Genomic DNA, 16,114 nt, shown 5'->3' on the forward strand with positions numbered 1-16,114 from the left:
CGGGCCGGACCCGCTCAGAACAGGTCGATGGGGTGTCCCTCGGGCAGCGCCAGCAGAAGTGCTCCGGGGTCGATACGGCAGATGATGCGCTGGCCCTCGCCGAACTCGTCCCCGTCGAGTTCGATCGGGACGGGCTGCGAGGCGGCCGCCTCGGCCGCCAGTCCGCGGAAGTAGTGCACCGAGGCATCCTTCCCCCGGCGCTCGAGCACGCGGCGACCGGCGCGGAACCGCCGGAGCACCGAGTTGTCCCACCAGATCTTGCGCCAGACGCCCAGCCAGCCGAGCATGCCGGCGGGTTGGATCACCGCCACATCGAGCGTGCCGTCCGCGACCGACGCCTCGGGGATCAATGCGATGCCGGCGGGGAGCGTGCCGCAGTTCGCGAACAGGATGCTGTGCACCTTCGTCGAATGCAGGCGCCCGTCGTCGACCTGATACACGGCGCGGAACGGCTTGGCCGTCGCCAGAGAACGGGCGGCGCCGTCGACGTAGGCGATCCAGCCGACCGACTTCTTCAGGTCGGAACGCGTGTTGGCGATCATGTCCGCGTCCAGCCCGATGCCGGCGAGCACGACGAACGCGTGTTCGGACTCGGTGCCGTCGGTGCGGGCGATCCGTGCCCACCCGAGGTCGATCGCGTGCCGGGTGTCGCCGAGCGCCGCGCGGATCATCGGCGCCGCATCGCCGAGCGGCAGGCCCAGGTTGCGGGCGAGGAGGTTGCCGGTGCCGCTGGGGAGGATCGCGAGCGGCACCCCCGTGTTCGCGATGGCCTCGGACACCGCACGCACCGTGCCGTCGCCTCCCGCCACCAGCACCACGTCGACCCCCCGCGCGAGGGCGGCCGCTGTCGCCGCCTGGCCGGCGTCGTCGATCGTCGTCGTGTAGAAGGCCGGATGCTCCCACCCGGCCTCACGGCTCATGTCCCGCACGGTCGTGCGCAACCGCTTCTCATCGACCTTGATCGGGTTGTAGACGAGAGCTGCCTGGCGTCGGGAGGCAGGGGTCGTCATGGCGCTACTCTAAACCCGCCGCCGCCCGCGCCCGACCGCTCGCGATGCGCGGGATCGCGGGGGCGATGCCGCACCCGAGCACGGCGGGCGGGCAGGTGGCGCGCTCTAGACTTGGGTCATGATCGACCTCGCACTGCTCCGCGACAACCCGGAGATCGTCCGCCGTTCACAGGCCGCCCGTGGCAACGACCAGGCATCCGTCGACGTCGCACTCGAGGCCGATCGATCGCGCCGGGCGGCACTCACGGCCTTCGAGGAGCTGCGTGCCGAGCAGAACGCCTTCGGCAAGCAGGTCGCCAAGGCGCCCAAGGAGGAGAAGGCCGCCCTCGTCGCCCAGGCGAAGCAGCTCGCCGATCGCGTGAAGCAGGCGCAGCAGGTCGCCGGCGAGGCCTCGGATGCCGCGGCCGCCGCGCTCGCCCGCATCGAGAACGTCGTGATCGACGGCGTACCTGCCGGAGGAGAGGCCGACTTCGTGGAGCTGCGCCGTGTCGGCGACGTTCCCGACTTCGACTTCGCACCGCGCGATCACCTCGAGCTCGGCGAGATCCTCGGCGCGATCGACATGGAGCGCGGCGCGAAGGTGTCGGGCGCGCGCTTCTACTTCCTGCGCGGCATCGGAGCGCGGCTGGAGATCGCGCTGATGAACATGGCCCTCGACAAGGCGCTGCAGCACGACTTCGTGCCGATGATCACGCCCACGCTGGTGCGTCCCGAGATCATGCAGGGGACCGGCTTCCTCGGCGAGCACGCCGACGAGGTCTACCACCTCGACAAGGACGACGACCTGTACCTGGTGGGCACGAGCGAGGTCGCTCTGGCCGGCTACCACAAGGACGAGATCGTCGATCTGACCCAGGGCGCCCTCCGCTATGCGGGCTGGTCGACCTGCTACCGGCGTGAGGCAGGCTCGCACGGCAAGGACACCCGCGGCATCATCCGTGTGCACCAGTTCAACAAGCTCGAGATGTTCGTCTACACGGACGCCGAGGACGCCGAGGCGGAGCACCTGCGACTCGTCGCGCTGCAGGAGGAGATGCTCACCGAACTCGGACTCGCGTACCGCGTGATCGACGTGGCGGCGGGAGACCTCGGCTCCAGCGCCGCACGCAAATACGACATCGAGGCCTGGGTGCCGACGCAGGGCGCGTTCCGCGAGCTCACCTCCACCTCGAACTGCACGACGTTCCAGGCGCGCCGCCTGGACGTGCGGCATCGCCCCGTCCCCGCGCCCGGCGCCGGGGAGGCTCCGTCCGGCGCGGCGAAGACGCAGCACGTCGCGACGTTGAACGGCACTCTCGCCACGACCCGATGGATCGTGGCACTGCTCGAGACCCATCAGCAGGCCGACGGCTCGGTGCGCGTGCCGGAGGTGCTGCGCCCCTATCTGGGTGGGCTGGAGATCATCCGTCCCGTCGGTTGGGCGGCGGGGCCCGACGGGGCCGACGCGGCGACGGAGACGGACGCATGAGCGCGCCCTGGCTCGTCGGGCTCGACGTCGACGGCACGATCCTGCTGCAGGACGAGACCATGAGCCCGGGCGTTCCCGAGGCCGTGGCCCGGGTGCGTGACGCCGGACACGTGGTGACGATCGCGACCGGCCGCAGCTGGATGGCCACGCGCCGTTACGTCGAGGAGCTCGGGCTGACCGCCGACTACGTCGTGTGCTCGAACGGGGCCGTGACGATGCGCCGCGTCGGTGACGACTGGGAACGCTGGAATGTCGAGACCTTCGACCCGCGCCCCGTGCTGACCCTGCTGCAGGAGCGCCTGCCCCAGGCCCGCTACATGGTCGAGCTCGCCTCGGGGCAGCGCCTCTTCACGGAGCAGCTGGATGACTGGACCCTCGACGGCGGCCGCCGCGTCGACTTCGACGAGCTCGGTGCGGCCCCGGTGTCGCGCATCGTGGTGGTCTCGCCCGGTCACGACGAGGAGGACTTCCACCGGCTGGTGGCCGACGCCGGACTCAACGAGGTCTCGTACGCGATCGGCTGGACCGCGTGGCTCGACATCGCGCCGCAGGGCGTCGACAAGGGCACTGCTCTCGAGCAGGTGCGCACCGAACTCGGTCTCGCGGGCGAGCGGGTGCTCGTGGCGGGAGACGGCCGGAACGACATCGGGATGTTCGGATGGGCACGATCGCTCGGGGGTCGTGCGGTCGCGATGGGACAGGCTCCCGACGTCGTCCGAGAGGCCGCCTCCGAGGTCACGAGCGACGTCGTGGACGGCGGTCTCGCGCGGGCGTTGAACACGCTTCCAGCGCCCGCCCAGGTGCACGCGGGAGAATAGAACTCGGCTAGACTCACGCGTTGTCGGCAGATTCGTCTGTCGGGAGGGTTGTCCGAGCGGCCGATGGAGCTGGTCTTGAAAACCAGTGGGCAGAGATGTCTCGTGGGTTCGAATCCCACACCCTCCGCAAATGCGAGCACGGCGACCCCGCATCGTCTGCTGAATCGAAAGGCCACCGTGTGACCGAGAAGACCCGACGGCGTACCATCGCCCGGCACGGCCAGCTCTCCACGCCGAGTCCCGTCAGCCAGCTTCTGAAGTTCATCGCCATCGGCCTGGCCGTGGTGCTGGTGAGCGGTTTCGGGGTGGCGGCCTACGTGGTCTACGACCTGTCGAGCACCGTTTCCGCGAACGCGGTCGAGCTGGAGGGCCAGGAGGCCGTTCCGCCCGACATCAGCGAGTACGAGGGCGGCTTCAACATGGTGCTGACGGGAGTCGACACCTGCGAGGAGAAGTACGCCTCCCTCTTCGGCGATCGGTGCAGCGGCAGCGACTCCGAGGGTTCCCTCAACGATGTGAACCTCCTGGTGCACGTCTCCGACGAGCCGCGCCGCATCACCGTGGTGAGCTTCCCGCGCGACCTCATGGTGCCGATCCCCGAGTGCACCGACGACGAGGGCAATGTCCATTCGGCGATGAGCAAGCAGCCTCTGAACGTCGCCTACACGGACGGCGGTCTGAACTGCGTGGTGCAGACGATCTCGGCTCTGAGCGGCCAAGAGGTGCAGTTCGCGGCATCCGTCACCTTCGGCGGCGTGATCGAGATCACGAACGCGATCGGCGGCGTCGACGTGTGCCTGGCGAACCCGATCCGGGACCGCTACACGGGTCTCGACATGGAGGCAGGGACGCACAACGTCCAGGGGCTGCAGGCGCTGCAGTTCCTCCGCACGCGTCACGGCGTCGGCGACGGCAGCGACCTCGGGCGCATCGGCAACCAGCAGCAGTACATGTCGAGCCTCTCCCGCAAGCTCATCAGCGGTGAGGTGCTCGGCAACGTCCCCGTCATGCTCAAGCTCGCCAACACGGCTCTGAGCAACCTCGAGGCCAGCACCTCTCTCGCCAACAACCCGATGACGATCGTGCAGATCGCGCTCGCGGTCAAGGAGATCCCCTTCGAGGACATCGTGTTCGTGCAGTACCCCACCGGTGCCGACTTCGAGAACCCGAACAAGGTGGTGCCGAACGAGGAAGCCGCGACCGCCCTGTGGGACGCGCTCGAGGCGAACGCGCAGCTGCAGATCACGCACGAGAACACCAGCAACGACGGTGTGGTCGTGGAAGAGCCCACGACGCCGACCGAAGAGGTCACCCCTGACCCGACCGCGACTCCCGAGAACGTCGTGGCCCTGCCGGATTCGATCAAGGGCAACTCCGCGGCGCAGCAGACCTGCTCGAACGGCAACGTCCGCTAGGAGCCGACACGCTGTCCCCGTGGTGCGAAGCGCACGGGAGCATGGGTGGCGGCGACCAGCGCGCGCAGATCCTCGAGCGTGCCGGGGGCGGCGCCGAGCGCGCGCGCCTGCACCAGCACGTTGCCGAGCGCGGTGGCTTCGACCGGCCCCGCGAGCACCGGGAGTCCGGTGCGATCGGCGGTGGCCTGGCACAGCAGCCGGTTGAGTGATCCGCCCCCGACGAGGTGCACGACGTCGAGCGCGCGTCCCGTGAGCGCGGATGCCGTCTGCACGGCGTCCGCGAAGGCCGCGGCGATCGATTCGACGATGCTGCGGGCGACGGCGGCCCGAGACGCCGGCGGTTCGGCGCCACCGGCGGTCAGCACCGCGGCGATGCGCCGCGGCATGTCGCCGGGCGCGGCGAGCGACTCGTCGTCGGCGTCGAAGATCGGGATGTCGCCGGTGACCTCGGACGCCGCGGCGAGCAGTGCGGGCAGATCGAGAGGAACACCGTCATCGGCCTCCCACGCGCGCACGGTCTCGCTCAGCAACCACAGCCCTGTCACGTTGTGCAGGAAGCGGTAGCGCCCGTCGACACCGCGCTCATGGGTGAAGTTCGCGTCGCGGGCGGCAGCGGTGAGCACGGGCTCGGCGAGCTCCACACCGACCAGTCCCCACGTGCCGCAGGAGATGTACGCCGCGTTCGGTGAGGACAGCGGCACGGCCGCGACCGCCGAGGCGGTGTCGTGGGAGCCGACGGCGATCACGGGGAGGTGGGCGCCCACGCGGGCGGCGATCTCGGGCCGAAGCGTGCCGATCACCGCGCCGGGGTCGACGAGCGGAGGCAGCGCGGTGATCGGGATGTCGAGACGCGATGCCAGCTCGGTGTCCCATGCGCCGGAGTGCACGTCGAGCAGGCCCGTGGTCGAGGCGTTGGTGCGCTCGGCCACGCTGTTGCCGGTGAGGAGGAAGGCGAGCAGGTCGGGGATCAGCAGGGCGGCGTCGACCTCTGCCAGACGGTCATCGACGCGGTACTGGTAGAGCGTGTTGAACGGCAGGAACTGCAGCCCGTTGCGGGCGTAGAGCTCGGCGAACGGGACGATCTCGTGCACCTCGGCGACCCCGCGGTCGGAGCGGTCGTCGCGATAGTGGAACGGCTCGGCCTGCAGTCGACCGTCGCGGATCAGGCCGTAGTCGACGGCCCAGGAGTCGATCCCGATGCTCTCGATCCGCGGTTCGCGTCGGACGGCTTCGGCGAGCCCGTCGAGGACGTGCGCACGGAGGGCATCGAAATCCCAGTGCAGCCCGTCGGGACGTGAGACCGGTCCGTTCGCGAACCGCGATACGAGCTCCAGCTGCAGCACCCCCTGCCCGATCCGCCCGATCATGACCCGCCCGCTCGTGGCGCCGAGGTCGACCGCGGCGACCGCCCTCGGCTCGGTCATCGCAGGAAGGCGGCGGCGACGCCGGAGTCGACGGGGATGTGCAGACCGGTCGTGCGGCTGAGTTCGGGACCGGTCAGCACGAACACCGCATCCGCCACGTTCTCCGGCACGACCTCGCGCCCGAGGATCGTCCGGTTCGCGTAGTACTGACCGAGGTCCTCCTCCGCGACGCCGTAGGTGGCCGCGCGGTTGGCGCCCCAGCCGGAGGCGAAGATGCCGGAGCCGCGCACGACGCCGTCGGGGTTGATCCCGTTGACGCGGATGCCGTGCTCGCCGAGCTCGACCGCGAGCAACCGCACCTGGTGCGCCTGGTCGGCTTTCGTGGCGGAGTAGGCGATGTTGTTGGGGCCGGCGAAGACGGAGTTCTTCGACGAGATGTAGATGATGTCGCCGCCGAGCTTCTGGTCGATCAGCACGCGGGCTGCCGCCTTCGACACCAGGAACGACCCCTTGGCCATGACGTCGTGCTGCAGGTCCCAGTCCTTCTCGGTGGTCTCGAGCAGCGGCTTCGACAGTGACAGGCCCGCGTTGTTGACGACGAGGTCGACACCGCCGAATGCGAGCACGGCGTCGTTCAGCGCGGCCTGGATGGCATCCGCGTCGGCGACGTTCGCCGCGACGCCGATCGCGACGTCGGTGTTCCCGAGCTCGGCCGCGGCGGCCTGCGCCTTCGCGAGATCGAGGTCGGCGATCACGACGCACGCGCCCTCCGCCGCGAGACGCGTGGCGGTGGCCTTGCCGATGCCGCTGGCGGCGCCGGTCACGAACGCGATGCGCCCCTGGTGCGACTTGGGCTTCGGCATGCGCAGCAGCTTGGCCTCTTCGAGCGCCCAGTACTCGATGCGGAACTTCTCGGCGTCGGAGATGGGGGAGTACGTCGACAGCGCCTCGGCGCCGCGCATCACGTTGATCGCGTTCACGTAGAACTCCCCGGCGACGCGGGCCGTCTGCTTGTTCGCGCCGTACGAGAACATGCCGATGCCGGGCACGAGCACGATGAGGGGGTCGGCGCCGCGGATCGCGGGCGACTCGGCCGTCGCGTGCGCGTCGTAGTAGGCCTGGTAGTCGTCGCGGTACTCGGCGTGGAGCTCGTGCAGTCGCGCGATCTGCTCGTCGGCGGATGCCGTGACCGGCAGGTCGAGGATGAGCGGCTTCACCTTGGTGCGCAGGAAGTGGTCGGGGCAGCTCGTGCCGAGCGCCGCGAGCTCGGGGGCGCGCTCCGAGGCGAGGAAGTCGAGCACGACGTCGGAGTCGGTGAAGTGGCCGATCATCGCCCTGTCCTGCGAGGCGATACCGCGGATGGTCGGGGCGAGGGCGGCGGCACGGGCGCGTCGCTCGGTCTCGGGAAGCGCCGCGAAGCCGGCGCGCACACCGCCGAACGGGTCGGTGGTTCCGTTCGCCTCGATGTACGCGGACGCCGTCTCGAGGATCCACAGCGAGTTCGCCTCCGCGTCCTCGGAGGTGTCACCCCAGGCCGTGATCCCGTGCCCGCCGAGGATGCAGCCGATCGCCTGCGGGTTTGCCTTCTTGATCGCGGCGATGTCGAGTCCGAGCTGGAAGCCCGGGCGGCGCCAGGGCACCCACACGACCTTGTCCCCGAAGATCTTCGCGGTCAGCTCCTCGCCGTCCGCGGCGGTGGCGATCGCGATGCCCGAGTCCGGATGCAGGTGGTCGACGTGCGCGGCATCCACCAGACCGTGCATCGCGGTGTCGATCGACGGAGCGGCCCCGCCCTTGCCGTGCAGGCAGTAGTCGAACGCCGCGACCATCTCGTCCTCGCGGTCCAGGCCCGGATACACGTCCACGAGCGCGCGCATGCGGTCGAGGCGCAGCACCGCGAGGCCGCTCTCCGTCAGGGTGCCGAGGTCGCCCCCGGACCCCTTGACCCAGAGCAGCTCGACGGGCTGCCCCGTGACCGGATCGATCTCGGTGCCCTTCGCCGAGGTGTTGCCCCCGGCGTAGTTCGTGTTCTTCGGGTCGGCGCCGAGACGGTTCGACCGCTCGATGAGCGCGGCGGCGGTGGGGTTCGTCATGTGAGTCCTTGGGTCGGTCTGAGCGAGAGGAGGGTCATTCGTGCGCGGCCCGCGCGGGGAGCGGGAGGGCGAGGATGCGGGCGGCGAAGCGGCCGATAGACGCGGCCGCGGCGGGCGCCTCCGGCCGGTTCAGGTGTCCGTGCTGGGTACCGGGTTCGACGTCGATGTCGACCTCGACGCCGGCGGCGCGCAGGGTGCGGGCGAAGGACTCCGCGGAGACCCGCAGCTCATCGGCCTCGCTGTCGATGATGGTGGTCGGAGGGAATCCGGTCAGCTCGGTGCTCGTCGCCGTACCGGGGATCGCGAAGATGTCGGCACCGTCGAGCGGGCCACCCAGGTAGTTCTCGTACATGCCGCGCACCGCCGCCGGCCGGAATCGGTCGGCATCGGGTTCGGCGTCGAGCAGCGCACGCAGAGCGGCGTCGGGGGCGTCCTGCACGGCCTGCAGCGTCGGATAGGCCAGGACGGCGAGAGCGGGAACCGGGCCGCCGGTGCGGACGAGGCGGAGGATGGCTCCGGCCGCGAGGTTGCCGCCGGCGCTCGCCCCGCCGAGACACCAGGGGCCGTCGACGAGTCCTGCAGATCGCGCCCAGAGGTAGGCGAACTCGACTTCCTCGGAGGCGATCGGGTAGTGCACCCCGGCACGCCCCGGCGACGGAGCGAGGCGGTACTCGACCGACGCGACGGTGATGCCGCGCGCGGCGAAGGCGCGGCTCACCCCGTCGGCTTCCGGCATGTCGAGGTCGCCTCCGGCGAAGCCGCCGCCGTGCGCCCAGACGAGTCCGTGGCGCGACGGAGCGGGCGGCGAATACAGGCGGATCCGGAGCGCCCCGTGCGGTCCGACCAGCAGTCGGTCGGCGATCTCGACGGCGCCCATGGCGTCAGGCGCCCCAGCCGGCCTGCACGCCGCCGACGCGGTCGGCGGCGATCCTCTCCGCGTAGCCGGACGCCGCGTAGGCAGCCAGGGGGTCGGCGGCCAGCCCGCGCGACACGCGCCAGTCGGCGAGAGCCGGACGCACGTCCGTGTAGAAGGCGTCCATGAAGACCGCGTGGGCGGCGAGCACATCTCCGGCCCGCTGCGCCGCGGTGAGGGCGTCGCGATCGACCAGCAGCGCGCGGGCCGTCATCTCCTGCACGTTCAGCACCGAGCGGATCTGACCCGGGATCTTCTCCTCGACGTTGTGGCACTGGTCGAGCATGAACGCGACGTCGGGGTTGTTCAGCCCGCCGCCGCGGACGACCTCGAACAGGATGCGGAAGAGCTGGAACGGGTCGGCGGCTCCCACGATCAGGTCGTCGTCGGCGTAGAAGCGCGAGTTGAAGTCGAAGGACCCGAGCTTGCCCAGGCGCAGCAGCTGCATGACGATGAACTCGATGTTCGTGCCAGGAGCGTGGTGGCCGGTGTCGAGGCACACCATCGCCTTGTCGCCGAGAGCGCTCACCTGCGCGTAGGAGGTTCCCCAGTCCGGAACATCGGTGTGGTAGAACGCCGGCTCGAAGAACTTGTACTCGAGCACGAGCCGCTGGTCGTCGCCGAGCCGCGCGTAGATCGTCTGCAGGGAGTCCTGCAGACGGTCCTGGCGGCCGCGCAGGTCGGCCTGCCCGGGATAGTTCGAGCCTTCGGCGAGCCAGATCTTCAGGTCACGGCTGCCGGTCGCATCCATCACGTCGATGCACGCGAGGTGGTGGTCGATCGCCTTCCGGCGGATCGCGGAGTCCTCGTGCGTCAGGGCGCCGAACTTGTAGTCGTCGTCCTGGAAGGTGTTCGAGTTGACGGTGCCGAGGGCGACCCCGAGGTCTTCCGCGTACGCGCGAAGGTCGGAGTACGAGTCGACGACGTCCCACGGGATGTGCAGCGCCACACTCGGGGCGAGTGCGGTGTGGGCGTGCACCTGTGCGGCATCCGCGATCTTCTCCCACGGGTCCCGCGGCGTGCCGGGCGTACCGAACACCTTGAAGCGGGTGCCGGAATTGCCGAACGCCCAGCTCGGGAGCTCGATGCTCTGCTGCTCGAGGGCGGACAGGATGTCGGGGGTGAGGATGCTCACGGGGCGCTGCTTTCGTCGATGTCCGGTGTGGTTCCGCGCTCGGCGGCGAGTTGGTCCTCGAGGTGGAAGACCTCGGTGAGCGTGGTCGCGGCCTGATCGGGACGGCCGTCGAGGTCGAGGAAGAACGGCGTCATCTCGGTCTCCCACCGCGCGGCGATCGGGGAGGCCGCGAGGTACGCCTGAGCGGCGGCATCGTCGTCGGTCTCGTAGTAGCCGATCAGCCGTCCGGCGTCCCCGAGGAACAGCGTGTAGTTTCGCCGCCCGGCTGCGGCGATCTCCGCGAGCATCTCGGGTCTCACGGGGGAGTGCCGGGCGAGGTACTCGTCGAGCATCTCGGGCCGCACCTGCAACTGGAAGGCGACGCGCGTCATTGCGATCTCTCCTCGATCATCTTCACCATTCCTTTTTGAATCGTTTCAAGCTCGCCACAACGATAGATCGCGGCGCGACGCCCTGTCAAGCGCGACGAGGACCCCCGCGCGGAGTCCACGTACCGGGTGACGTACACTCTCGGACAGCATCCGGATGCGACGAGGAGCAGCAGTGGCAGTGAGTGTGCGGGACGTCGCCTCGGCGGCGGGGGTCTCGGTGGGGACCGTGTCGAACGTGCTGAACCAGCCGGAGAAGGTCTCGCCGGCGACCGTGGCCCGGGTGCAGGCGGCGATCGCGCGGCTCGGTTTCGTGCGCAACGACGCCGCTCGACAGCTGCGGGCCGGACGCAGTCGCAGCATCGGCCTGGTCGTGCCGGATGCCGGGAACCCGTTCTTCGCCGACGTCGCGCGGGGAGCCGAGGCGCGTGCCGACGACGCCATGCTCGCGGTCCTCCTCGGAAACAGCGACGAGGACCCGGCGCGCGAGGACGACTACCTGGCGCTCTTCCGCGAGCAGCGCGTGAACGGCGTGCTCATCACGCCCGCCTCCGACGACATCGACAAGCTGGTGGGCATGCAGGCCGCGGGGGTCCCGGTCGTGCTGGTCGACCACGAGGTCGCCGGGTCGGCGTTCTGCTCGGTGTCGGTCGACGACGTCGAGGGCGGGTTCCTGGCGGCGCAGCACCTGCTGGAGATCGGGCGGCGACGGCTCGCCTTCGTCGGCGGCCCCGGCTCGATCGCGCAGGTCGCGCATCGCCTCGAGGGGGCGCAGCGTGCCGTCGATGCGGTCGCGGGAGCCACGCTGGAGGTGATCCGGATGCCGGCGCTCACCGTGCTGCACGGTCGAGCGGCCGGCGAGGAGATCGCGGGTCGGGCGGAGAGCGCCCGCCCCGAGGCGATCTTCGCCGCCAACGACCTTCTGGCGGTCGGGCTGCTGCAGGCGCTGGCGATGTCGCGAGCCCTGCGGGTTCCGGAAGACATCGCGCTCATCGGGTACGACGACATCGACTTCGCCGCGGCCGCGGTGGTGCCGCTGAGCTCCATCCGGCAGCCGGCCCGGCTGATCGGCCGCACCGCGGTCGAGCTGCTGCTGCGCTCTATCAGCGACCCCGACGGCGACTACGAGCGCAGCGTGCGCTTCCGGCCGGAGCTGATCGTGCGGCAGTCCACCGCGGGCTGATCGGTCCCGGTTCGTCACGGCTCCGACGACCCGTTATGATGGCTATGTGCATCCGTGCTTTCGGGTCGGATGCCTGGAGACGTCGCATAGTCCGGCCGAGTGCACCACCCTGCTAAGGTGGAGTCCCCTCACGGGGACCAGGGGTTCAAATCCCCTCGTCTCCGCAGTAGAAGTCCTGATCAGCGTTTTATTCATCGCGACGTTTCACTGCGCGTACACGTTGTCTGACACGCGCGTCATCCCGTCGGGCGCGGGTACTCCGTCGGCACGGAGCTCGAACGTGTGATCGCCACCGCCGACGCGGACCGGGGCCCCACCGCATCCGATGATCCAGTCGTCAGCGGCGGCCACAGCGATCAGACAGACGGGCGACTCCGTGCCCCGCGCGACCCACAGTGAGACACCCTCGTACTCTCCGACCGCGCGGCTCGATGACTCGTCCACCGGCTCGTAATCCCCGTCGACGAGTGTCGGGAGCTCGTCCGCGGCGACCCGATCGGTGTCGAGGACCGCGAGCTGCGGCGACGCGAAGGAGCAGCCCGCCAGCAGGGCGAGGGCCGCGAGCGGGACCGTGGACGAGGCGATTCTCAGACGAAGGGACATCGTTCCATGCTGTCGCATGGCGCTCCGAGGCGCGAGCCCTCTCGTCCCCCTCCGGGCGGCGTCAGCCCAGTTCGCCGGAGCCGTATGGCCGCACGGGCTGCTGCTTCTGGAAGGCGTACTCCCCGCCCTGACGCCCGCCGTGCGGACGCCCGTGGTCGGCGAACTCCTCGCGGTAGTACGCCAGCCGCCACGGCCCCATCTCGATCCGGGAGCCGGTTCGCAGGATCCGGGCGTTGTCCGTGCTGCGCGGAAGATTCGGTCGACCGCCCCCGGTCGGCGCGAACGGGTACAGCACGTACTCGTCGTCCTCGTTGTGACGGATCTCGGCGTGCAGCGCCTCCAGTCCCTCCAGGCGCAGGTCGGCGTCGGGACCGGAGCCGATCGTCGTCCGCCCGGGCAGGAGATCGAATTCGCGAGGCCTGCTGCCGTTCCAGTCGCCGGATCCGACGGCGAAGATCAGGCGAGGGCGCCCGGAACCGGGCAGGTAGTGCGTCGTCGTCACGCGTCGGCGGACGTGCCGGACCAGTGTGGGGACGAGCGGGAACAGCGTCGACGGGGGCACGGCGAGTCGGACGCCGCCTCGATCGGTGCGGCGCATGTCGGCCATCAGCGCGGTCAGATGGCCGAGCTTGATGTGCGGGGAGCCGGCGACCAACCGGCCGACGGGGCCGGATTTCACATCTCCGAGGCGGACCAGGGTGCCTTTCGGTCCCTCCACGCGCACACTGATCCCTCGACGGGCCAGGCCGTCGGCGAGGGGTGCGAGCTGGGCGAGATCGTGTCGTCCCATCCCGGCGAGCAGCGCGGTGTCATCGAGGGTGACGACGACCTCGTTCCCGGCGGCGTGCACGTGGAACGTCGTCGGGGTGTCGTCGTCCGGTCCGACCTGTTCGACGTGCAGGTCGATGTCGAGGCGGATCATCGGGGTCGGCTTCGGTCAGACCGAGGAACCGGAGCCCGGCGACGCGCTGTCGCTGGTCGTCACACGGAGCGTGCCGTTGAACTTCCAGGTCGCCCGGGGTGCATCCGGTCCGATGTCGCGGGGCACCTCGACGGTCATGTCGTCGAACGTGTAGTTCACGGCGGCCCCGCGGCCGGTGAGGTAGGCCCACATCTCGCGTCCGAGATCCGTCCAGTCGGTGATCGACGCGCCGCTGGGTCCGGAGGCGGAGGTGAACAGTTCGGAGGGTTCGTTCGACTCGCTCATGGGGTGCTCCTTCGCTGGGCCATGTCCTGTGCTCTGATTATGCGCGCGGGAGCCGGGGCTGTCCACCGATATGTGTGGGGGCATCGGACGGAACCCGGTCCGTCCGTCGATGCGCCCCGGTCTCACCGCAGGACCTTCGCCTCTGGTCCGTGACGCACGGCACCGGCGAGCATGGCCGACATGGACGATTCGCGTGCTGCACGTCACGGGGAACGGGGTGCCGCCCGGCGGGACGCACGTCTGAGATCCGTGGTGTTCTGGGCGCTGGTCGCCGTGACGGGATTCAACGCGCTCTCCGCCGTGGGCGGCGGGATCGCGATGCTCGCGACCGATGGGATGGGGATGCCGGCATCCTTCCTGGCCGAGGGGCCGTTCACGAGCTTCCTGTGGCCGGGGATCATCCTGCTCCTGGTCGTCGGGGGCAGTCAGCTCCTCGCGCTGGGGCTGCTCCTGGTGCGCCGGGAGTCCGCCCTGCTGTGGTCGGCGGTGTCCGGCTTCGGGATGCTGATCTGGATCTTCGTCGAGACCGGCATGATCCGAGGGATGTCGTGGCTGCAGGTGATCTACTTCACCACCGGCGCGGTCCAGCTGATCCTCGTCGTCGCCCTGCTCGGCGTGGTCGCGTGGCTGCCGCGCACGCCTCTCGCCCCACCGCGTGTCCTCCGCTCGCCGCACTGATTCCGGTAGGGTCTCGGGCATGGCAACCGCAACGACGCAGACCCCGAAACGCGAAGCCTTCGGGTCGCGGAACGTCTTCATCCTCTCGGCGATCGGTTCCGCCGTCGGACTCGGGAACATCTGGCGCTTCCCCTACGTCGCCTACGAGGGCGGCGGCGGGGCGTTCCTCATCCCGTACCTGTGCGCGCTGCTGACCGCCGGCATCCCGCTGCTGTTCTTCGACTACGCGATCGGCCACCGGTTCCGCGGCTCCGCGCCGTTGGCCTTCCGTCGCCTGCACCGCGCGGCTGAGCCGCTCGGGTGGTGGCAGGTGCTGATCTGCGTCGTGATCGCGGTGTACTACGCCGTGATCGTCGCCTGGGCCGCGATGTACACGTGGTTCTCCGCCCAGCTCACCTGGGGAGCGGGCAATGAGGAGGGCTTCTTCTTCACCGACTTCCTGAAGTCGGCGGACGTCGCGGAGGTCGGAGTCTCCACCGACTTCGTGCCGCAGGTGGGGATCCCGCTGATCGGGGTCTGGCTGGTCGTGATCGGCATCATGGCGCTCGGGGTGAAGCGCGGCATCGGCAAGGCCAACATGATCCTGATGCCCCTGCTGACGCTCATGTTCGCGGTACTGGTCGTGCAGTCGCTGTTCCTGCCCGGCGCCATGGACGGACTCAACGCGTTCTTCACCCCGAACTGGGAGGCCCTCGCCGACCCGGGTGTCTGGGCGTCCGCGTACGGCCACATCTTCTTCTCCCTGTCGGTCGCGTTCGGCATCATGGTGACCTACTCCTCGTATCTGAAGCGCAAGACCGACCTCACCGGCTCCGGCCTGGTCGTCGCCTTCGCCAACTCCGGCTTCGAGATCCTTGCCGGCATCGGGGTGTTCGCCGCCCTGGGATTCATGGCGCAGGCGCAGGCCACCGACGTCGCGGGCGTCGCCACCTCGGGCATCGGCCTCGCCTTCGTCGCCTTCCCGACCATCGTGTCGCAGGCGACCGGTGGATCGATCATCGGCGTGCTGTTCTTCGGGGCGCTGGTCTTCGCCGGGATCACCTCGCTCATCTCGATCCTCGAAGTGGTCGTCGCCGCTCTGCAGGACAAGCTCGGCTGGGGTCGCCTGCGCACCACGCTCACGGTCTCGATCCCGCTGGCGGTCATCTCGATGGCACTCTTCTCCACCACCACGGCGCTCTCGGTGCTCGACACGGCCGACGCCTTCGTCAACGCCTTCGGCATCATGGCAGTGGCGCTGGTCGCGGTCGTCGTCGTGGCGTGGATGCTCCACAAGCTGCCGACGCTGCAGGAGCACCTCAACCGGCGCTCCAGCTTCCGCGTCGGCCGCATCTGGAAGATCGCGATCGGGGTGCTCGCCCCGGTGGTGCTGGGCTACCTGCTCGTCACGGAGCTCATCACCAAGATCTCCGAGCCCTACAGCGGCTACCCCGTGTGGTTCCTCGGCGTGTTCGGCTGGGGGATGGTCATCGCGCTGGTGGTCTTCGCGATGCTGTTGTCGCTGCTGCCCTGGAGCGGACGTTCGCACGCGAAGGACGACCCGGAGTACGACGAGTTCCTCCTCGACGAGGACTACGAGCCGGATGCCGAGACCGGTGCCGTGCAGATCCAGTCATCCACGCAGAAGGGAGCAGGCGCATGACCCCCACCGCCATCGTCATGATGATCATCGCCATGGTCACGGTCTGGGGCGGGCTGATCGCCGGGATCGTGAACCTGGCGAAGCACCCCGAGATGGACGACGCCGAACCGTCGGCACCCGTCGAGCTCTGACGCTGACGGGCAGATCCGGTCGCGACGACCGGATCTGCCCGTCTGTCGAACTCACGGCGCCGGGATGGACGCACTGGCACCACCTC

16 protein-coding genes and 2 tRNA genes are annotated in these 16,114 nt (G+C 69.7%); 9 read left to right on the forward strand and 9 right to left on the reverse strand.

Features of this window, described 5'->3' with window-relative positions; translation table 11 throughout:
- Positions 1-14: 14 nt before the first annotated feature.
- Positions 15-1,010, reverse strand: coding sequence for a diacylglycerol/lipid kinase family protein (locus tag ACWA14_RS02470; RefSeq protein WP_463795895.1), 996 nt, complete (start codon positions 1,008-1,010; stop codon positions 15-17).
- Between the two features lie 118 nt (positions 1,011-1,128).
- Between ACWA14_RS02470 and serS the strand changes: the two genes are divergently transcribed.
- The 4 genes from serS (at position 1,129) to ACWA14_RS02490 (ending at position 4,711) form a co-directional block, all read left to right on the forward strand.
- The gene (serS, locus tag ACWA14_RS02475; protein WP_463795896.1) at positions 1,129-2,478 is read left to right on the forward strand and encodes a serine--tRNA ligase; all 1,350 of its coding nucleotides are present in this window, start codon (positions 1,129-1,131) and stop codon (positions 2,476-2,478) included.
- The gene (locus ACWA14_RS02480; protein ID WP_463795897.1) at positions 2,475-3,296 is read left to right on the forward strand and encodes an HAD family hydrolase; all 822 of its coding nucleotides are present in this window, start codon (positions 2,475-2,477) and stop codon (positions 3,294-3,296) included. The genes serS and ACWA14_RS02480 overlap by 4 nt, the downstream gene beginning before the upstream one ends.
- 42 nt (positions 3,297-3,338) lie before the next feature.
- Positions 3,339-3,423: transfer RNA gene (locus tag ACWA14_RS02485), tRNA-Ser, on the forward strand.
- 52 nt (positions 3,424-3,475) lie between these two features.
- Complete coding sequence (locus tag ACWA14_RS02490; protein ID WP_463795898.1) at positions 3,476-4,711, forward strand: LCP family protein; 1,236 nt, start codon at positions 3,476-3,478, stop codon at positions 4,709-4,711.
- Here ACWA14_RS02490 and ACWA14_RS02495 read toward each other — a convergent pair.
- The 5 genes from ACWA14_RS02495 to ACWA14_RS02515 are packed head-to-tail and all read right to left on the reverse strand — an operon-like array spanning position 4,708 to position 10,587.
- On the reverse strand, positions 4,708-6,135 hold the full coding sequence (locus tag ACWA14_RS02495; protein WP_463795899.1) for a rhamnulokinase: 1,428 nt from the start codon (positions 6,133-6,135) through the stop codon (positions 4,708-4,710). The two genes, ACWA14_RS02490 and ACWA14_RS02495, sit on opposite strands and share 4 nt — an antisense overlap.
- Positions 6,132-8,168, reverse strand: coding sequence for a bifunctional aldolase/short-chain dehydrogenase (locus ACWA14_RS02500; protein WP_463795900.1), 2,037 nt, complete (start codon positions 8,166-8,168; stop codon positions 6,132-6,134). Before ACWA14_RS02500 ends, ACWA14_RS02495 begins: the two co-directional genes overlap by 4 nt.
- A 34-nt stretch (positions 8,169-8,202) precedes the next feature.
- Complete coding sequence (locus ACWA14_RS02505) at positions 8,203-9,045, reverse strand: alpha/beta hydrolase fold domain-containing protein (RefSeq protein WP_463795901.1); 843 nt, start codon at positions 9,043-9,045, stop codon at positions 8,203-8,205.
- 4 nt (positions 9,046-9,049) lie between these two features.
- Positions 9,050-10,216 carry an L-rhamnose isomerase gene (gene rhaI / locus ACWA14_RS02510; RefSeq protein ID WP_463795902.1) on the reverse strand — a complete coding sequence of 389 codons (1,167 nt, stop codon included), beginning with the start codon at positions 10,214-10,216 and terminating at the stop codon, positions 9,050-9,052.
- Positions 10,213-10,587, reverse strand: a complete 375-nt coding sequence (locus ACWA14_RS02515; protein ID WP_463795903.1) for an L-rhamnose mutarotase — start codon at positions 10,585-10,587, stop codon at positions 10,213-10,215. The genes rhaI and ACWA14_RS02515 overlap by 4 nt, the downstream gene beginning before the upstream one ends.
- Before the next feature lie 172 nt (positions 10,588-10,759).
- Here ACWA14_RS02515 and ACWA14_RS02520 point away from each other — a divergent pair, with 172 nt between their 5' ends.
- On the forward strand, positions 10,760-11,767 hold the full coding sequence (locus ACWA14_RS02520; protein WP_463795904.1) for a LacI family DNA-binding transcriptional regulator: 1,008 nt from the start codon (positions 10,760-10,762) through the stop codon (positions 11,765-11,767).
- A gap of 75 nt (positions 11,768-11,842) precedes the next feature.
- Positions 11,843-11,931 (forward strand) — tRNA-Ser (locus tag ACWA14_RS02525).
- 40 nt (positions 11,932-11,971) lie between these two features.
- Here the strand turns inward: ACWA14_RS02525 and ACWA14_RS02530 are convergent.
- From ACWA14_RS02530 to ACWA14_RS02540, 3 genes are all read right to left on the reverse strand, one after another.
- Complete coding sequence (locus tag ACWA14_RS02530) at positions 11,972-12,370, reverse strand: hypothetical protein (RefSeq protein ID WP_463795905.1); 399 nt, start codon at positions 12,368-12,370, stop codon at positions 11,972-11,974.
- A gap of 61 nt (positions 12,371-12,431) precedes the next feature.
- On the reverse strand, positions 12,432-13,292 hold the full coding sequence (locus tag ACWA14_RS02535) for an FHA domain-containing protein (protein WP_463795906.1): 861 nt from the start codon (positions 13,290-13,292) through the stop codon (positions 12,432-12,434).
- A gap of 15 nt (positions 13,293-13,307) precedes the next feature.
- Positions 13,308-13,577, reverse strand: a complete 270-nt coding sequence (locus ACWA14_RS02540; RefSeq protein ID WP_463795907.1) for a hypothetical protein — start codon at positions 13,575-13,577, stop codon at positions 13,308-13,310.
- Between the two features lie 180 nt (positions 13,578-13,757).
- On the opposite strand from ACWA14_RS02540, the gene ACWA14_RS02545 reads away from it, so the two are divergent.
- From ACWA14_RS02545 to ACWA14_RS02555, 3 genes are read left to right on the forward strand one after another with little or no spacing between them, the layout of a single operon-like run.
- Complete coding sequence (locus ACWA14_RS02545; protein ID WP_463795908.1) at positions 13,758-14,255, forward strand: hypothetical protein; 498 nt, start codon at positions 13,758-13,760, stop codon at positions 14,253-14,255.
- A gap of 19 nt (positions 14,256-14,274) precedes the next feature.
- Complete coding sequence (locus tag ACWA14_RS02550) at positions 14,275-15,897, forward strand: sodium-dependent transporter (protein ID WP_463795909.1); 1,623 nt, start codon at positions 14,275-14,277, stop codon at positions 15,895-15,897.
- On the forward strand, positions 15,894-16,028 hold the full coding sequence (locus ACWA14_RS02555) for a methionine/alanine import family NSS transporter small subunit (protein WP_463795910.1): 135 nt from the start codon (positions 15,894-15,896) through the stop codon (positions 16,026-16,028). Before ACWA14_RS02550 ends, ACWA14_RS02555 begins: the two co-directional genes overlap by 4 nt.
- The last annotated feature ends 86 nt before the right edge of the window (positions 16,029-16,114 follow it).

The organism is Microbacterium sp. TW_SC_2 (genome assembly GCF_055361165.1).